This window comes from Microcoleus sp. CAWBG27 (genome assembly GCF_020883145.1).
Classification (GTDB): domain Bacteria; phylum Cyanobacteriota; class Cyanobacteriia; order Cyanobacteriales; family Microcoleaceae; genus Microcoleus.
Map to the genome: position 1 here is coordinate 52,893 of NZ_JAHREU010000015.1, position 16,538 is coordinate 69,430.

Annotated in this window: 12 protein-coding genes; 7 read left to right on the forward strand and 5 right to left on the reverse strand. The window is 46.4% G+C overall.

Going from position 1 to position 16,538, the window contains the following annotated elements; translation table 11 throughout:
* Positions 1–208 precede the first annotated feature (208 nt).
* The gene (locus tag QZ938_RS11390) at positions 209–640 is read right to left on the reverse strand and encodes a VOC family protein (RefSeq protein WP_293153820.1); all 432 of its coding nucleotides are present in this window, start codon (positions 638–640) and stop codon (positions 209–211) included.
* 11 nt (positions 641–651) lie between these two features.
* On the opposite strand from QZ938_RS11390, the gene QZ938_RS11395 reads away from it, so the two are divergent.
* On the forward strand, positions 652–1,503 hold the full coding sequence (locus QZ938_RS11395) for a TIGR00297 family protein (RefSeq protein WP_293153817.1): 852 nt from the start codon (positions 652–654) through the stop codon (positions 1,501–1,503).
* A gap of 305 nt (positions 1,504–1,808) precedes the next feature.
* On the opposite strand, the gene hetR is transcribed toward QZ938_RS11395, so the two are convergent.
* From hetR to QZ938_RS11415, 4 genes are all read right to left on the reverse strand, one after another.
* On the reverse strand, positions 1,809–2,714 hold the full coding sequence (gene hetR / locus QZ938_RS11400) for a heterocyst differentiation master regulator HetR (protein WP_293153995.1): 906 nt from the start codon (positions 2,712–2,714) through the stop codon (positions 1,809–1,811).
* Between the two features lie 645 nt (positions 2,715–3,359).
* Positions 3,360–3,578: a hypothetical protein gene (locus tag QZ938_RS11405; protein WP_293153814.1), complete on the reverse strand. Its 219-nt coding sequence runs from the start codon at positions 3,576–3,578 to the stop codon at positions 3,360–3,362.
* 1,068 nt (positions 3,579–4,646) lie between these two features.
* A complete protein-coding gene (locus QZ938_RS11410) occupies positions 4,647–4,874 on the reverse strand; it encodes a hypothetical protein (protein WP_293147771.1) in 228 nt (75 codons plus the stop codon).
* Positions 4,875–4,969: 95 nt separating this feature from the next.
* Positions 4,970–6,859 carry an FAD-dependent oxidoreductase gene (locus QZ938_RS11415; RefSeq protein ID WP_293351438.1) on the reverse strand — a complete coding sequence of 630 codons (1,890 nt, stop codon included), beginning with the start codon at positions 6,857–6,859 and terminating at the stop codon, positions 4,970–4,972.
* Positions 6,860–7,355: 496 nt separating this feature from the next.
* On the opposite strand from QZ938_RS11415, the gene cysC reads away from it, so the two are divergent.
* The 6 genes from cysC to QZ938_RS11445 all read left to right on the forward strand — a co-directional run bounded on the left by cysC (position 7,356) and on the right by QZ938_RS11445 (position 16,525).
* Positions 7,356–7,880: an adenylyl-sulfate kinase gene (gene cysC, locus QZ938_RS11420; RefSeq protein WP_293351437.1), complete on the forward strand. Its 525-nt coding sequence runs from the start codon at positions 7,356–7,358 to the stop codon at positions 7,878–7,880.
* Positions 7,881–7,917: 37 nt separating this feature from the next.
* Positions 7,918–9,708 (forward strand): polysaccharide biosynthesis/export family protein, encoded by a 1,791-nt coding sequence (locus tag QZ938_RS11425; RefSeq protein ID WP_293351436.1) that lies wholly within the window; start codon positions 7,918–7,920, stop codon positions 9,706–9,708.
* A gap of 289 nt (positions 9,709–9,997) precedes the next feature.
* Positions 9,998–12,322 carry a tyrosine-protein kinase domain-containing protein gene (locus QZ938_RS11430; RefSeq protein ID WP_293147779.1) on the forward strand — a complete coding sequence of 775 codons (2,325 nt, stop codon included), beginning with the start codon at positions 9,998–10,000 and terminating at the stop codon, positions 12,320–12,322.
* Between the two features lie 9 nt (positions 12,323–12,331).
* Positions 12,332–12,523 (forward strand): hypothetical protein, encoded by a 192-nt coding sequence (locus tag QZ938_RS11435; RefSeq protein ID WP_293147781.1) that lies wholly within the window; start codon positions 12,332–12,334, stop codon positions 12,521–12,523.
* Positions 12,524–13,233: 710 nt separating this feature from the next.
* Entirely contained in the window at positions 13,234–14,601 is a 1,368-nt protein-coding gene (locus tag QZ938_RS11440; protein ID WP_293351435.1) for an NAD-dependent succinate-semialdehyde dehydrogenase, read from the forward strand.
* A 286-nt stretch (positions 14,602–14,887) separates the two neighbouring features.
* On the forward strand, positions 14,888–16,525 hold the full coding sequence (locus QZ938_RS11445; RefSeq protein WP_293147787.1) for an acetolactate synthase large subunit: 1,638 nt from the start codon (positions 14,888–14,890) through the stop codon (positions 16,523–16,525).
* Positions 16,526–16,538 lie beyond the last annotated feature (13 nt).

Consider the following 16,538-nt stretch of genomic DNA (forward strand, 5'->3'; position numbering starts at 1 on the left):
TAGCACTTGCGTTACTGACCTAATATCGGGATTAATTCTTAGGTACGTTGTTGCGCTTCAGCGCTCTTGCGTATATAGCCTTTCTCAAAAAGATGAGGTATGACTGATAGCTTATATAACCCTTAAACTAAGAGGGCTGAAGCCCAACAACATACCTCATGTTTCTGAGAACCGCTATAAGAGCGCCCAAGCGCAACAACGTACCTTACTAAACAGTATCGCCGACTTCAGCGTATTCGCTGCGGCCAAAAATTGCTTCAGCTTCGCAGTAATACTTGAACTCCAGTATATTGTGGAAAGGGTCTTCTAAGAAGAAAGTGCGGTGTTCTGTGGGCAAACCGACAAATCGCCGTCTCGGTTCTTGATAGAAATTCAAGTTGTTTTGCTGGGCTTTTTCTAACAATCCTTCCCAGTCAGCTTCGTTCGTGAAAATTAACCCAAAATGCCGGGGATAGATACCTCGCTGAGGTGTCAAAGGTTCGCGGCTGACGTGGGCGACTATTTGATGGCCGCACATACCCATAATCGCCGAATTCGGTGATTCGCGACCTAATTCGCAGCCGAGCCCGTCTACGTAGAAGGCTTTGGTTTGCTCAATATCTGTCACGGGGAAGGCAAGATGAAATATGACTTGGCTCATGGAGGTACCAATTGCAGAATTCAGAATTGTTCTTTAATTATTTATCTTGGTCTAATCCTTGGCTGGTGGCGATCGCCCTGAATACATTTTTACTCGCGATCGCCACCCTTGCTCCCAAAAAATTGCTTACTCCGGCTGGACAACTCCACGGTTGGCTGCTGGGTGTCATCATCTGGGGCAGTTTGGGATGGCAAGGCTATGCTGTGGTCATGTTCTACTTTCTCGTCGGATCTGGAGTTACCCGCATCGGCAAAGCCCAAAAAGAAGCTGAAGGTATTGCCGAAAAGCGTTCCGGAGCCCGAGGCCCGGAAAATGTCTGGGGTTCGGCTTTAACGGCTACTCTTTGTGCTGTGGCAGTTTTGGCATTATGTATTTTCCGAGACACAGGTTTAGGAGACACAGGCGGTATTTTAGGAGACACAGGCAAGATGCCTGTGCCACAAGATGCTGTGATTTCCTTATTGTTGCTGGGCTATGCGGCTAGTTTCTGCACCAAACTTTCCGATACCTGCGCTAGCGAAATCGGCAAAGCTTACGGGAAGCATACGTTTTTGATTACTACCTTGCAGCCTGTACCTAGGGGTACGGAAGGGGCCGTCAGCTTGGAAGGAACGATCGCAGGTATTGTCGGATCGATCCTGATTGCTCTTGTGAGTTGGGCTGTGGGTGTAATTGACTTGACAGGAATTGTTTTTTGTGTTGTTGCAGCTTTTGTTGCTACGAACATCGAGAGCGTGATTGGTGCGACGGTGCAATCAAAGTTTGAGTGGCTAACGAACGAGGTAGTGAATTTTTTCAATACACTCATCGGAGCGATCGCAGCGATCGTCCTAGCCTCCGCTTGGAGAACTTTTTTCGCTTAGTCAATCCTGGAGGCGATCGCGACCCAAGAAACCGGGTTTTTGACAAAAATTCCAGGCATTAACGCATTATTGTCGTAAAAAACCCGGTTTCTGCGCCCAGAAACATTAGTTATTAATCCTTAGTCATTAGTTTCAAGCGATCGACCAATGACCAATGACCAATAACTACTGACCAATGACCAATGACCAATAACTACTGACCAATAACTACTGACCAATAACTACTGACCAATAACTACTGACCAATAACTACTGACTACTGACTACTGTCAACTGTCAACTGTCAACTGTCAACTGTCAACTGACTAATCGTCGTCTTTTGGCCCAAAAACCATTTGTACAATCATCGTTGGTTCGCCCCGCTTGTGATAGCGATCGGCCCAATTACGAATAATTTCATCTAATTCCTCAACAGCCTGTTCTAGCCGTTCCGCTGGAACATCCAAAGTCTCCATAACTCGCATCACCTTCGGTTGTTTTTCCGCCCAATCCTTCATCAGTCGGAAATATCTAGCCGTATCCTCCACCATCGTAAAAGTGCGCTCTTCCTGTTCTGCGGGAGAGTAAGTAGCGCGGGTGAGGGCATAAAAAGGCATTCCCCAAGGAGAGTCAATGCGAGTCACGGTTCCGGAATAGATCAAGCGGCGCTTGATGTGTTCTGCTAGAGCTTCGCTTAAAGGCATTCGCCTTTCTGCTGACATTTCTTCTTGCGATCGTCTATGCAGAAACTCGATCAATTCCATAAACTGAAAAGAATTGATCAATTGAGCATCAGGTGGATTGGGAGGAATCTTGCCTTCGAGATATTTTTTCTCATCCGCCGTCAAGCTGTTTCCCGGAATCCGAGGGCGTCCCGGAACCCAAGGATACTGTTCCAGCCAGACATAAGGAAACTGAATCAAATATCTAGGTTCTTGGGAACCCAGCATTTTCAGCAATTTTCCCTTGGTCAGAGCTTCCCGGACTTCCTCGACGATCACTTTCACCCGTTTAGGCTCAATGTGATGCAAGTGTCCGGTCATCCGCAGGTTGTTTTCCTGCTCCATATAGGTCATATAAATGGCACACTTAGCTGCCGTTGCAGCCGCGTCTAGAAACGCTCCGTGCCTGTGTCCGCTGGTTCTCATGGCGCTAAACGCCAGATATAGCATGATCTGATCCATTGCACTGGGGCTCAGGCTTTTGACCAGATCTAAAGAGTCATTTTTCATCACAATCTCCGAAATAGTAAAACTTGGAGGCATCTTTTCATCCTCCATAAAAAAAAATATTGCGAGACCGCCGAATCAAGCATAGCCGACAGTCGCCGGAAAGCTTGGCAGCTACCCTAAGATTCAGGCAGATTAATTTTCCTGATATCACTCGGGCCTTGCCTTAAAGGCGATCGACACCGAATAAGTGGTTCTTATTGGCGAATTTAAGTCGAGAGCTGCACCCTCTGCACTCAGGGTGTAGCTATATATTAAGTTAGTTATCGCACGTCAATTATAGTGCAGCGGTTAAAAATTAAACCCCACCTGTGGGGGGAAAACGTAAAGAACTATTGCGATCGGAAGAATTTGAGGCGACTCAGAGAGGGGGAGAATGGGAAAAAGAGAAAGAGCATTTTCAATACAAAACCGCCACCTACGAGAATATATCTCTACGTAGATGGCAGCTCCAGTTTATATTGTGACATTTATTACAAAAAAAATCTTCTAGGGAGTATCAATAAAAAGTGCAGTGGCCTGACGAACCTGACAAACTATAAATCCCAGAAAATCAGATGCGATCGACACGGGCGACCTCGAAACCAGCCTCGAAACCAGAAACAAGTCAGTTGCGGAACTAGCTTTCTGGCAATGCGATCGAAATTATTATAGTGCCTGAGTGTCAGTGTTGACCTGCATCAAATCATACCGTCCGGTGCCTCTGCGGGGAGCGCGATCTCCTCTTTGTTGAGTTTGCGCTGATAACATATATTGAGCTGTAGAAGTTTCTAGCTGTGCGGCTGGGGATTCTATGGATAGACCGGCGGTAGCACTCAAGCTAAGGCCCAACAGGCTGAGCAAAGCAATTGCAGGGTAGTTTTTCATGGGTAGTATCTGTATCAGTGTCTATTTACAGATACGGACTTTTCCCTTGCTCATCAGGATTGATTTCCTTGAATTTGCCAGACTACCCAAAAAAACATGATGGGAGAATTATTTGATTTTAGTCCTGGACGCAGGGGCGAGCAGAAACCGGGTTTCGACTCCGCTTAACCAGCAGTTTTTGATGAAAATCTTGCGTTGTGGTAGTTTATATATGAGGTGCAAAAACTGGTTTCTTTCGTCTTAATATAACGGTTATCGAAAAAGTGAGGTATGCCCGGTTTGACCGATTTGGTCTATGCCCTATGCCCTATCCCCTATGCCCATGAGTACGTCGGGAAGTCGAAAGGCTATACATAAGTCCTCTATTTTAAAATTGTGTGAGCCCAAATAAATTTTAGTTGCCTATATTAATAAGTAGAATATATCTCTAGGCTGGAACAGACAAAACCGCCAAATATCGCAAGAGTAAATCTCTAGATAGATGGCGGTTGCAGCTCGATCTGCTATTATTTTTAACACGCAAAAAATATCCTATTGACACTCTCAGGGCTGAATCCACTGAGATTCTGCGAACGCGAGTAAAACTCTCGCTACGACCGTCAAACGCCGTCTACTTAGTCACAAATCGTCAAGCGATAGTTACTAGCTAATGATTGTGTTTTTAATGCTTTCAGAATCCATCACGATAGGCCAAGACGCGGTACGCTCCACAACCTGCCATTATTTGCTCTTTCCTGTCATACTGACGTTAGGACTTAAACCTAACCGTTGTTTCATAGGAGCCGGGATTTCTCCGATACTAGGATGCTTCAACACGTAGATGTTTTTGTTCTTACTCACAATCTAGATTGTAGCACATTTTTAATACCGCGGCGGTTAAAACCGCACGAGTAGCTTCCCTCTCAGGTCTAAAGACTCGCTCGTTTCCCGCATCCCGTATTATTTTTATGACTGTCAACAAGAAGTGCAGTTGCCAGACGAACGTGACCAACCAGAATCCCAGAAAATCAGATCGACACGGGCGGCCGAAACCCACTCATTTGCAGAACTTTCTTTCGTCCTATGCCATTAAGCTGGTATGTAATGTGTGTAAAGATCGTGCTGAGCAAACTCTCTGCGTCCGCTGCCTCTTTCTGGAGAACGATCGCCTTTTTGTGATTGAGTGGACGCCAAGAACATATAATCAGCAGTGGCAATTACGAGCAGTTCCACTAGGCGTTCAAAATATCGATCGGCGCTGGCACTCAAGGTAATGCCCAACAGGCTCAGTAAAGCAATTGCAGTGTAGGTGTGCATGGGTAGTATCCGTGTCAGTGTCTATAACCTGATACAGACTTCCCCCCATCCATCAGGATAAATTTCTGACAATTTTCGGAACTTTGCAAAAAACCTCACCCCTTCCATGTTACTGCACCCAACCGCAGCCAAGCACCAGCAAAATTCAGCCTGCCCCATACCGTCAGAGGCTTTTCGGTTTCGCAACTTTCTAACAATCTGTCGGTTTCCCAGTCCAAAGTCACGAGTTGCCAAGTTCGATCGGCTAAGGATGGGGGACTTGTCAGCGTCAGTGTCCAGTCTTGTGGGCCCAGACGGCGGAAAATGCCCGAAAATTCACTCTCGGTATTTGCTGTTGTACTGCTGGGAGTTGCACAGACACTGGGTTCAAATGTCAAGGTTCTCGGTTCAAACACAGATACAGAACTTTCGTTGAGAAACCGGGTTTCTCGATCGTTTTTGACTGACACAGGACATTCGCCGCTGGCGGGATATGCTTGAGGTCGATCGAGATAATAGCGTTGCCAATGTAGCCAGTCCGATCGATCCGGTGTCAAATTAAATAAAGGAACAACTGCCGCCCTCGCCTCGGAATCTTGCAGCAAAGCTTCCTGCAAAACTCTGACAGGCAAATCGCGCGGCGCACATCCAACTTCCGCACACAAAGCCGCCGCCATCCCCGCCGCCTGTCCGATATTCATCACCAAAGGCTGCAAGCGAGTTGCACCGTTGGCGATGTGAGACACGGAAATATTTTTTTCGCAGACTAGCAATCCGTCTGTACTCGCAGGAATTAGCGCACTGTAGGGAATTGTAAACGGAGTGCCAGTCCAGCGGCCGCCCCAGCGGATGGATTTGGGCTGCAAGGGAATGTCGCCGCTGGTGTAATGGTGATCGTTGGCATAGTTGCCGATCGCAATTGTCTCGCAAATTCCCTCAGAATCGATCGGCAATTTCGCGACTCTACCCCCGACAACCGGCAAAATATCTTGTTCTTTGACTGTACTTATCCCTCGCAAACGGCGGCTTTCTCGGTAGTAGGGGTGCAAGGCGAAGGCAGAAAGTAGGGAAGAATTTGATTGATTTTCGATATGGGAAACGGGGAAAATATTTGGTGCCAAACCGTAGCGGGGGCCGAGTTGGGTTTGAATGAAGCGGGCGAAACTTTGGCTGTGCCAGAGACTTTCTTGGAGGAATTCTGTTCGGGATGTTTGGGATTCAATTAGTCGATCGACCTTTTCACCATAATCATTACCACAAATCGGCCAATTAATCATCAACAATCCCCCAGGAAGTCGGCCGTAATTGAGAAATTGTTCGGGAGTGTAATCTTTCCAAGCATCGAAAAATCGATCGGGATTGTCAACAGGCGGCGCGGGAATTTCTGGCGCCACCGCGCCCTCGCCAAAATCCTGCATGATGGCCACCCAAGTTGGAGCTTGCACCGAATACCTTTGTGTGAGATCGTTAGAGGCGATCGGCGCGCTAGGTTCTCCCCACTCTGCTTGGAATTCCCAACCCCAGCGATGTCCAACATCCCCTAAAGCCAGCAAATCTCCCAATTCCGTTGCATCCAAAGTGATTTTGGCAGAAACCGTAAAATCGGCAAATCTCACCCCAGAAATTCTGTTGTCTTCAACGATCGCATCTTGAGCTGTTTGTCCAGAAATCCACTGCAAGTTCGGCAAACACTTAACCCAATTAGCAAAAATTTCAGCACCGATGCGGGGATCGTAGGTAAAAAAACTGACCCAGCCCCAATCCAAACCTCCCGGCTGTCGCTGCTCAAGTTCCCGGAGAAACGCGCCCCACAAACCAGTCTGAAATGCTGCTAATTCGTTGCCGTCGGGGGCACAAACGCCGGCCGAAGTCAGCATTCCTCCCAGCCAGGGGAATTCGCTGACTAAAATAGTTTTGGCACCTCGGCGGGCTGCTTGGACTGCTGCTGAAGTGCCGCCGGTGCCGCCACCAACTACTAAAACATCTGCTTTTAAGACGGGAAACATAGGCAATAGGATTGGAGATTGGAGATTTGGGATTGTTCAAGGCTTATATAGGCGAGCCGTGCCGTGAATATACGGATATATTTTCAACACTTGTGATAATTACCAGCAATTTGTGCCGTGAATATACGGATATATTTTCAACACTTGTGATAATATCAAATGTTGAGTACCGTTAATCTACGGATATATGCTCGATATTTATAATAATTTTAAGTGTTCAATGCCGTAAATATACTGTTAGATCTTCGAGGTTTGCGATCGATCGCGACTTTGATTTGAATTTGTTAAGTCTTTACAAAGAATATATCGAAAATTATATGGCTGTCGCGCATTTTTGTGGTGATATGACCGCAGAGCTCGCAAGTTTTGAGTCCTCATTTTTCGCAGGCAAATCTTATCAAGATGACACCGCAAACCACGATAAGATAGAAAAGGGAGAATAGATATAGAAAGTTTTACATCCTATAATTTCCCAGTTACCTATTAATGGTTGAAAATGGAAAAAGGTTTTATTTTGTGGTTTACCGGACTCAGCGGTTGCGGGAAGACAACTATCAGCAAAGCTCTCGAACCAGAATTGAAGGCCCGAGGCTGCAAAGTTGAAATATTGGATGGAGATGTCGTTCGCACCAACTTGTCAAAAGGCTTGGGATTTAGCAAGGAAGACCGAGATACTAATATTCGGCGGATTGGATTTGTCGCGAACCTACTCAGCCGCAATGGAGTGGTGGTAATGACGGCAGCTATTAGCCCCTACAGAGCCATTCGCGACGAAATTAGAGCAATGGAGCCAAATTTTGTTGAGGTGTATGTCAAAGCCCCGTTAGAAGTGTGCGAAGCACGCGATGTCAAAGGGCTGTACGCTAAGGCGAGAGCAGGAGAGATTAAGGGTTTTACGGGCATTGACGATGCCTATGAAGCACCCCTCAATCCCGAGATTGTTTGTTGCACAGACGAGGAAAGTTTGGAAGATAGTGTCAAAAAAGTTCTGAGCAAGTTGGAACAGTTGGGTTACATTTAATCTTGGCGGGCTAGGAAGAGGATAGGGGCAAAAAGCGATGGTGGTGAACAGTTCTTCGCGCGGCGTGCAACTTGAGAAAAAACCTCACCCTTCGATTGTCTTGGCAAAGAGGAAAAGGGGAGATTTTCTCCCTTATCTTTGCAGGAAAGGGTCTGAGGGAGAAGTTTTCAGCAAAAGCTGCAAACAGGTTTATGCCGTAAGTAATGCAGTCAAAAATTTAATTTTCCAAAGTTTAACAGTGTCAGTGCTGGCGGTGGTAGTGGGATCCTATCCGGCGGCGGCCCAGTTTTTGCCTCCTCCTCCTCCTTCTCCTCCTTCTCCTCCTCCTTCCCCTTCTTCTCCTCCTCTTCCTTCTTTTCCTCCTCCTCCTGCTTCGGGTTCTCCGATTCCCGTACCGGTACCCGCAGCGCCAGGATTTCCGTCATTTCCGGCCAGTACACCTTCGAGTGTACGATCGGAAGTTTACACTTTGGGCGCGGGCGATCGCATCCAAATGGACATTTTCAACGTCCCAGAATACAGCGGCCCCAACGGTCAACACCAAGTACAGGCTGACGGTTCCCTGAGTTTGCCCTTAATTGGCAGCCTATCAGTGGCTGGAATGACCTTACAACAAGCTTCTAATGCTGTCAAGGAGCGATACGGCAAATATCTCAAACGTCCTTGGGTTACGCTGAAACTCCTGGCTGCGCGTCCTTTACAAATTGCGATCGCAGGCGAAATCAACCGCCCTGGAGCCTATACAATATCTTCAGCAGCAGGCCCTGGAGGCACATCAGAGCAAATAGGCACTCAAATGCCCACAATATCGCGGGCGCTGCGACTGGCGGGCGGAATTACCCAGTCAGCAGACGTGCGGCAAATCAAAATCCGCCGCCCCCAGCGCAACGCAGCAGAACAAATTATCAGTGTGGATTTGTGGGAATTATTGCAAAACGGCGATTTGCGCGCCGATATGACTTTGCGCGACGGCGACACAATATTTATTCCCACTGTAACTAGCCTCAACCGCCAAGAAGCACCGACTTTAGCAGTAGCTAACATTACCGGGCAAAGCACTCAACCAATTAATATTGCTGTAGTGGGCGAAGTAACTCGACCCGGTACTTATACTCTGGCAAAAGAGCTTCAAAGTAGGTTACAAGAGAATGAATCGGGTGCAGATTCTGGTTTGTTTGCTGCTAAGGAAACGGACGGTGGAGGGGAAAATGTTTTGCAGCAAACTGTAACTAGGGCTATTAAAATGGCGGGCGGCATTACGCCGGTAGCTGATATCAGACAAATACAAGTTCGCCGCCTGACGCGGGCGGGCACCGAACAAATTATTAATGTGAATTTGTGGCAACTTTTGGAAGCGGGAGATGTATCCCAAGATTTAACACTGCAACAGGGAGATACGGTAATTGTTCCCAAAGCCGAAAATCTCAATGCACTCGAAGGCGCACAAGTTGCTACTTCTAATTTTTCACCGGATTCGATTAAGGTTAGTCTGGTGGGAGAAATCGTCAAACCGGGGTCTTTTGCTTTAGTGCCCAACACTACTTTAAATCAAGCGCTGGTAGCAGCGGGAGGTTTTAATAAATCGCGGGCAGAAATGGATTCGGTGGATTTAATTCGCCTCAATCCTAACGGCACTGTTTCGCGGCTAAGTGTTAAGGTGAATTTTTCTGCAACCGCCAATGAGGAAAGTAATCCCAAACTGCAAAATAATGATGTAATTATGGTAAGGCGATCGGGTCGCGCTGCGTTCTCGGATAATGTAGGTGGCACTCTCGCTCCTTTCAGTCCACTGTTGGGAATTTTCCGGTTGTTCAATATTTTTCGGTGATTTGAATAGACTAGCCCTAATACCAATTTTTTATGAGGCTGCATAGAATTCCGATCCCCCCTAACCCCCCTTGATAAGGGGGGGACAAGATTCTTCTCAAAGTCCCCCTTCTTAAGGGGGATTTAGGGGGATCGGAATATGTGCAACTTCACATTAAATTGGTATAAGACCTCATCAACCCGGTTTCTACAAAAAAAATTAGTTGGTAGCGATATCTCTAGTCAGAAACCGGGTTAATGAAACTGCGCTAGCCGTACAAACGTTTAAACTAATAAGTTGTAGCAATCAAATGAAACCAGGTAAAAAATCTTCAATAGCACTGTTTAATCACAATAAAAAAATCCTTGGACAGCAAAAGTTATCTTCCGTACTTTATGATGAAGAGCAGTTTTTCGGCAGGGAAAATACAGAAGAACCGTTAAGTTTTTGGGAAGTTTGCCGCAGTCGTTCGTTCTTAGTTATCGGCGTAGCAGCGGCGGTGACAACCGGGGTTTTTGCCTGGACGCTAACTCAAAAAAGCGAGTATGAAGGACGATTTCAATTATTAGTAGAAACCCCTGTTACGCAAAATACTTTAGCAAAAGTCTACTCCGGCGAGCTGAAACTACAACCAGCGAGTCCCGCGACTCCAGAAAATCCAGTTTTTGACTACGAATCGCAAATTCAAGTTTTGCAAAGCCCGCAAGTAATGTCGCCAATTATCAAACAGTTGCGAGCGAAATATCCAGAAATAAATTACAACTATCTTTTGAACGAAAAAGCAGATAATCTGCCATATTCTCAGGGAACTAGGCTGTCAATCAATCGCTTCAAAAATACCAAGATTATTGAAGTTAGATATCGGGATTTCGATCCGAAAAAAATTCAGTTTGTTTTGGAAAAAGTTGCCCTAGGCTACCGCAACTACAGCGTGCAAGATACCAAAACTCAAATTAGCCAGAGTTTGGATTTTGTAAAATCGAAAATTCCCAACCAGCAAAAGCGCCAACAAGCTCTGCAAACAGAAATTCAAAAGTTGCGGCAGCAGTACAATTTCATCGATCCGCAAATTCAAACCCAACAACTCGCGCAGCAAATCAGCCAACTTCAAACGCAAAGATTGGACGCGCAAACGCAGCTCAACCAGCAAAGATTGCTCTATATTAACCTGCAAAGTCAGCTCGGATTAAACCAGCAACAAGCACTGATGGCTTCGGCGCTGAGTCAAGCTCCCCGCTATCAAGGAATGCTAACTCAATTGCAGCAATTGGAAGGACAAATTGCGATTAATTCGGCGACATATACAGACCAAACTCCGCAAATGCAGTTGTTGCGAGAACAGCGCAAAAATCTGATTCCTTTGCTGAAGAAAGAAGCCCAACAGGTTCTGGGAACTGATTTGGCTAAGGTGAATTCGCAAGTGCTGGCTTTTCAAGATCCGGTGCGGATTAAGTTAATCGAACAGTTTATCGGTACTGCTAATTTAATTCAGATTTTGGGCGTGCGGAATCAAGTTTTGGAACAGGCTGCTAAGCAGTTGAATCAATATTCTCAAGGATTCCCGGTGATTTTTCGGCGCTATTCGGATTTGCAACGGGAGGCGGAGTTGACTAACAATACGCTGAATGGTTTGCTGGCAAAACAGCAAGCTTTGCAGCTTGAAGCTGTGGGTAAAAAAGAGGTGGCTTGGGAAGTTATTGCTAAGCCGGAAATTCCGCGCTACAAAAATGGCGAGTTGATGGCTGTTGCTCCGATTATGCCTTTGAATTTGGCTTTGGGGGGATTGGCTGGTTTGTTGTTTGGGATGCTGGCGGCGCAGTTGGCGGAACGGTTTAATAATAAAACTGTGTTCAATTCTCCTGAGGATGTCAAACATTCGGTTCGTTTGCCTTTGTTGGGGGTAATTCCTGCTAGCGATAAAATTTTGAGACTGCCACCTGCGGAGGGAACTACGATTGATGTGGGAAGTTCGCCGGTGCCTACGGATGCTTTTCAAGAGGCTTTTCGATCGCTCAATGCTAATATTCGGTTGTTAAATGTTAATAGTCCGATCGCATCTTGTGTAATTACGTCTTGTCAAGTAGCTGACGGCAAGTCTACGGTGGCGGTAAATCTGGCGCGGGCGGCGGCGGCAATGGGCCAGCAGGTGCTGTTAGTAGATGCAGATTTGCGGCGCCCGCAGGTGCACGAAATGCTGGGTTTGCCGAATTGGCAAGGCTTGCACAATGTAATTGCCGAGGATGTGGATGTGGAAGAGGTGATTTTGCGATCGCCCCGCGATGAAAACCTATTTGTGTTAACATCCGGGCCAGTGCCTCCCGATCCCACAAAGGTGCTTTCTTCCCGAAAAATGCAGCATTTAATGGCAGCTTTGGCAAGTCATTTTGACTTAGTTATTTACGATACTCCGCCGCTTTTGGGTTTGGCAGATGCGAATTTGTTGGCGGCTCATACTAACGGATTGATGCTCGTGGTGGGGCTGCATCAAACTGAGCGGGAGGCGCTGTTGTTGGCTTTTGAGGATTTGAAAATGGCGGGAATTCCGCTGTTGGGAATGGTGGCTAATAACGATAAGGGCAGCAGGTATTACTATCAGTCTTACGTGCAGAATTACATCGAGGAAAAATCGGTTTAGGATGATTCGATGGGATTGTTAACGACGAGCGGGGACGATCGCACTGTTACTCGTTACCAGGCTCTGCCTGGTAGCGGATATCCGGAGGCTCTGCCTCCATTGTCGATTGTCCCAGCCGAGACAGAGCCTCTGAATATGGGTTCCCCGGCAGAGCGAAAGGAACCATTTAAGGAAACGAGCGATCGAGTAATACCAATTTAATGTGAAGTTGCACATATCCCGATCCCCCTAAATCCCCCTTAAAAAGGGGGACTTTGAGTTCTTCCTCCCCCTTTTTAAGGGGGCTGGGGCAGGGCAGTTTTATTGTCGGAAAAAGAAATCTGAAACTATCGAAAGCATCGCTCAAAGGTCGGATAGCACTTTTGCCAAGGTACGTAGTTGCGCTTCAGCGCTCTGTCCTAATCTTAGAAAGAGCGCTGAAGCGCAACTACGTACCTAATTTATATGACAACAATAAAACCACCCTGCTTTTTAAGGGGGCTGGGGGGATCAGATTCTATGCAGCCTCATAAAAAATTGGTATAACAGTGCGCTATCGTCCGGGGCATTCGATCGCAAACATAAACTTTAAAAACAAAATTTCTTAAGATTTGCAATTAATACTTTGCACTATAATTAAAAACAGAGAGATTTAAACAAAACCCGGCACTTGCAAGTTAGCAAGCTCTAAAAGTATGGCTGTTCAACAGTTGACAGTTGACAGTTGACAGTTGACAGTTTGAGAGCGACCTCTACCTATAACGAAGAGGATTGGAGTAATGAATAGTCTGATGTTAATTTCTCCCTCAAAGCGAGAGGCTTTCAACCAATTCTTTCTGGTAAATCCCAATTTTGTAATACATCAATACAACTCCCAAGCTAGGTTCAAAACTATCAGGGAGTTTTGTATATTTTGAAACGGAGATAGAACAATGGGTATTTCTACTATCAACCCGGCAACGGGAGAAACGCTGAAAACTTTCGAGCCGATCGCAGATGAAGTAATAGAAGCTAAGCTGGCACTAGCACAGCAAGCTTTTAACACATACCGCCACCTGCCTTTTGAGCAGCGAGCAATCTGGATGCAGAAAGCTGCGGATATCTTGGAGCGCGATCGCGAAAATTTCGCCCAAATGATGACGTTGGAAATGGGCAAAACGCTCAAATCGGCGATCGGCGAAGTAGAAAAATGCGCTTTAGTTTGCCGCTACTACGCCAAAAATGCCGCTCAATTTATGGCAGACGTACCCGCAACCACCGACGCTAGCAGCAGCTTTGTCCGCTACCAACCACTGGGCGCTATTTTAGCCGTTATGCCCTGGAATTTCCCATTTTGGCAAGTTTTTCGGTTTGCGGCACCGGCCCTGATGGCGGGCAATGTGGGCTTGCTAAAACACGCTTCCAACGTGCCTCAGTGCGCTCTAAAAATTGAAGAGATTTTCGCCGAAGCAGGGTTTCCCGAAGGAGTTTTTCAAACCTTGTTAGTGGGAGCCGACAAAGTAGCTAAGATCGTTGCGGACGATCGCGTCAAAGCAGCAACTCTCACCGGTAGCGAACCAGCCGGCGAAAGTTTAGCAGCAAATGCGGGCAAAAATTTGAAAAAAGTTGTGCTGGAATTGGGAGGAAGCGACCCATTTATTGTGATGTCCAGCGCCGATTTACCAGCAGCTTTATCAACTGCTGTGATATCACGAATGCTCAATAGTGGGCAAACTTGCGTAGCTGCTAAACGCTTTATTTTAGCAGAAGAAATCGCCGACGAATTTATCAAAGGATTTGTCAAAAAATTCGAGGAATTGAAAGTAGGAGATCCGATGTTGCCAGAAACCGATATCGGCCCTTTAGCTACTCCGACAATTCTTAAAGAATTGGACAATCAAGTGCAAGCTTGCATTCAGTCAGGAGCAAAACTTTTGACAGGCGGCCGCGCACTGTCAGAGAAAGCCGGCAATTTCTACTTGCCAACTATTTTGACAGATATTCCCCTAGATGCTGCGGCGCGCCAACAAGAATTTTTCGGGCCCGTGGCCTTAGTATTTCGGGTTGCAGACATCGATGAGGCGATCGAACTAGCCAACAATACATCTTTTGGCTTAGCCGCGACAGCTTGGACTACAGTAAGCTCAGAAGGCGATCGATTTATTTCGGAACTAGAAGCAGGCGCCGTATTCATCAACGGCTTAGTAAAATCCGACCCCAGATTGCCCTTTGGCGGCATCAAACGCTCCGGTTACGGACGCGAATTGAGCATCCAAGGAATTCACGAATTTGTCAACATTAAAACAGTGTGGGTAAAATAAGTAAAGCTCGATACACTTTTCGCAAAATCTAAATTTATCTGGGTTTATGGTGGCATGGGCAGGGGTATCTCGCCCCTTTAGGGCACGGGTATCCCGCTTCTTGATTGTGGCATGGATATCCCGCCCGTTGTTTTATCTGCGGTCATAAACTCAAATTTTTTTGTAAAAAGTTTCCCGAGGGCGATCGGCTAAAAACTTTGTCAGCCTCAACAGTGGTACAATAAATTCCGACATTGCAGATTATTTGAGCAAAAAAAATCCTGAATAACAAAGGAAAACAACGGAAATGAACACAGCTCAACTCTTGGTAAAATGTTTAGAAAACGAAGGCGTAGAATACGTCTTCGGACTTCCCGGAGAAGAAAATTTAGAAGTTTTAGAAGCCCTAAGGCACTCTTCAATTAAATTTATTACTACTCGCCACGAACAAGGCGCCGCTTTCATGGCAGACGTTTACGGCCGCCTTACCGGCAAAGCAGGCGTTTGTTTATCCACCTTGGGCCCCGGCGCAACTAACTTAATGACAGGAGTTGCTGATGCCAACTTAGACGGTGCTCCCTTAATAGCAATTACCGGACAAGTCGGCACAGACAGAATGCACATAGAATCGCACCAATATTTAGATTTGGTCGCTATGTTTGCCCCAATTACTAAGTGGAACGCTCAAATTGTCCGCCCCAGCACAACCTCAGAAATCGTCCGTAAAGCCTTTAAAATAGCTCAAAGTGAAAAGCCGGGAGCAGTTCACATTGACTTGCCAGAAAACATCGCGGCAATGCCTGTAGAAGGAACTCCGCTAACCAAAGACAACCGCGAAAAAACTTTTGGCGCTTACCAAAGCCTCAATAAAGCCGCTGTGGCAATTTCCAAAGCAAAAAGTCCTCTCCTGTTAGTTGGAAACGGTACGATTCGCGCTAACGCCAGCGAAGCATTGACAGAATTTGCTACTCGCTTAAATATTCCCGTCGCTAATACTTTTATGGGCAAAGGTGCAATTCCTTACACTCATCCTTTAGCGTTGTGGACGACGGGATTGCAAAAACGGGATTATATTAGCTGTGCTTTTGAAGAAACTGATTTAGTGATTGCTGTTGGCTACGATTTGATTGAATATTCCCCGAAAAAGTGGAATCCTGACGGCAAAATTCCGATTATTCACGTAGGAGCTCTGCCAGCAGAAATTGACAGCAGTTACATTCCGATGGTAGAAGTTGTGGGGGATATTTCGGATTCGCTCAATGAAATTTTGCAGCGTGCCGATCGCATGGAGAAGACAGATCCTTTTGCTAAGCAATTGCGGGCGGATATTCGCGCTGGGTACGAACAATATGCTAAGGATGATGGTTTCCCGATCAAGCCCCAAAAACTGATTTACGATTTGCGGCAAGTGCTGGGCCCGGAAGATATTCTCATATCTGATGTAGGAGCTCACAAAATGTGGATCGCGCGGCACTATCATTGCGATCGCCCGAATACCTGTTTAATCTCCAACGGATTTGCTGCAATGGGGATTGCGATTCCCGGCGCGGTGGCGGCAAAACTCGTTTATCCCGATCGCAAAGTAGTAGCAGCTACCGGTGACGGCGGTTTTATGATGAACTCTCAAGAGTTAGAAACTGCGTTGCGCGTCGGTACTAATTTTGTCACTCTCATCTTTAATGATGGCGGCTACGGGTTAATTGAATGGAAGCAGGAAGATCACTTTGGTCATTCAGATTTCGTCAAATTTGGCAATCCCGATTTTGTAAAATATGCTGAAAGTATGGGTTTAAAAGGCTATCGCGTGGAATCCGGTACCGATTTTATTCCTATCCTGAAGGAAGCGCTGGCTCAAGATGTCCCCTGCGTGATTGACTGCCCGGTAGACTATCGTGAAAATGCTCGTTTCAGTCAATTATCTGACGATATGAGTTGCAATATATAAGTTAGGAAACTGG

Coding starts and splice junctions, on each gene's coding strand:
- QZ938_RS11390 (WP_293153820.1), bottom strand. CDS start 640: ATGAGCCAAGTCATATTTCATCTTGCCTTCCCCGTGACAGATATTGAG.
- hetR (WP_293153995.1), bottom strand. CDS start 2,714: ATGAAAAATGACTCTTTAGATCTGGTCAAAAGCCTGAGCCCCAGTGCA.
- QZ938_RS11405 (WP_293153814.1), bottom strand. CDS start 3,578: ATGAAAAACTACCCTGCAATTGCTTTGCTCAGCCTGTTGGGCCTTAGC.
- QZ938_RS11410 (WP_293147771.1), bottom strand. CDS start 4,874: ATGCACACCTACACTGCAATTGCTTTACTGAGCCTGTTGGGCATTACC.
- QZ938_RS11415 (WP_293351438.1), bottom strand. CDS start 6,859: ATGTTTCCCGTCTTAAAAGCAGATGTTTTAGTAGTTGGTGGCGGCACC.
- cysC (WP_293351437.1), top strand. CDS start 7,356: ATGGAAAAAGGTTTTATTTTGTGGTTTACCGGACTCAGCGGTTGCGGG.
- QZ938_RS11425 (WP_293351436.1), top strand. CDS start 7,918: ATGGTGGTGAACAGTTCTTCGCGCGGCGTGCAACTTGAGAAAAAACCT.
- QZ938_RS11430 (WP_293147779.1), top strand. CDS start 9,998: ATGAAACCAGGTAAAAAATCTTCAATAGCACTGTTTAATCACAATAAA.
- QZ938_RS11435 (WP_293147781.1), top strand. CDS start 12,332: ATGGGATTGTTAACGACGAGCGGGGACGATCGCACTGTTACTCGTTAC.
- QZ938_RS11440 (WP_293351435.1), top strand. CDS start 13,234: ATGGGTATTTCTACTATCAACCCGGCAACGGGAGAAACGCTGAAAACT.
- QZ938_RS11445 (WP_293147787.1), top strand. CDS start 14,888: ATGAACACAGCTCAACTCTTGGTAAAATGTTTAGAAAACGAAGGCGTA.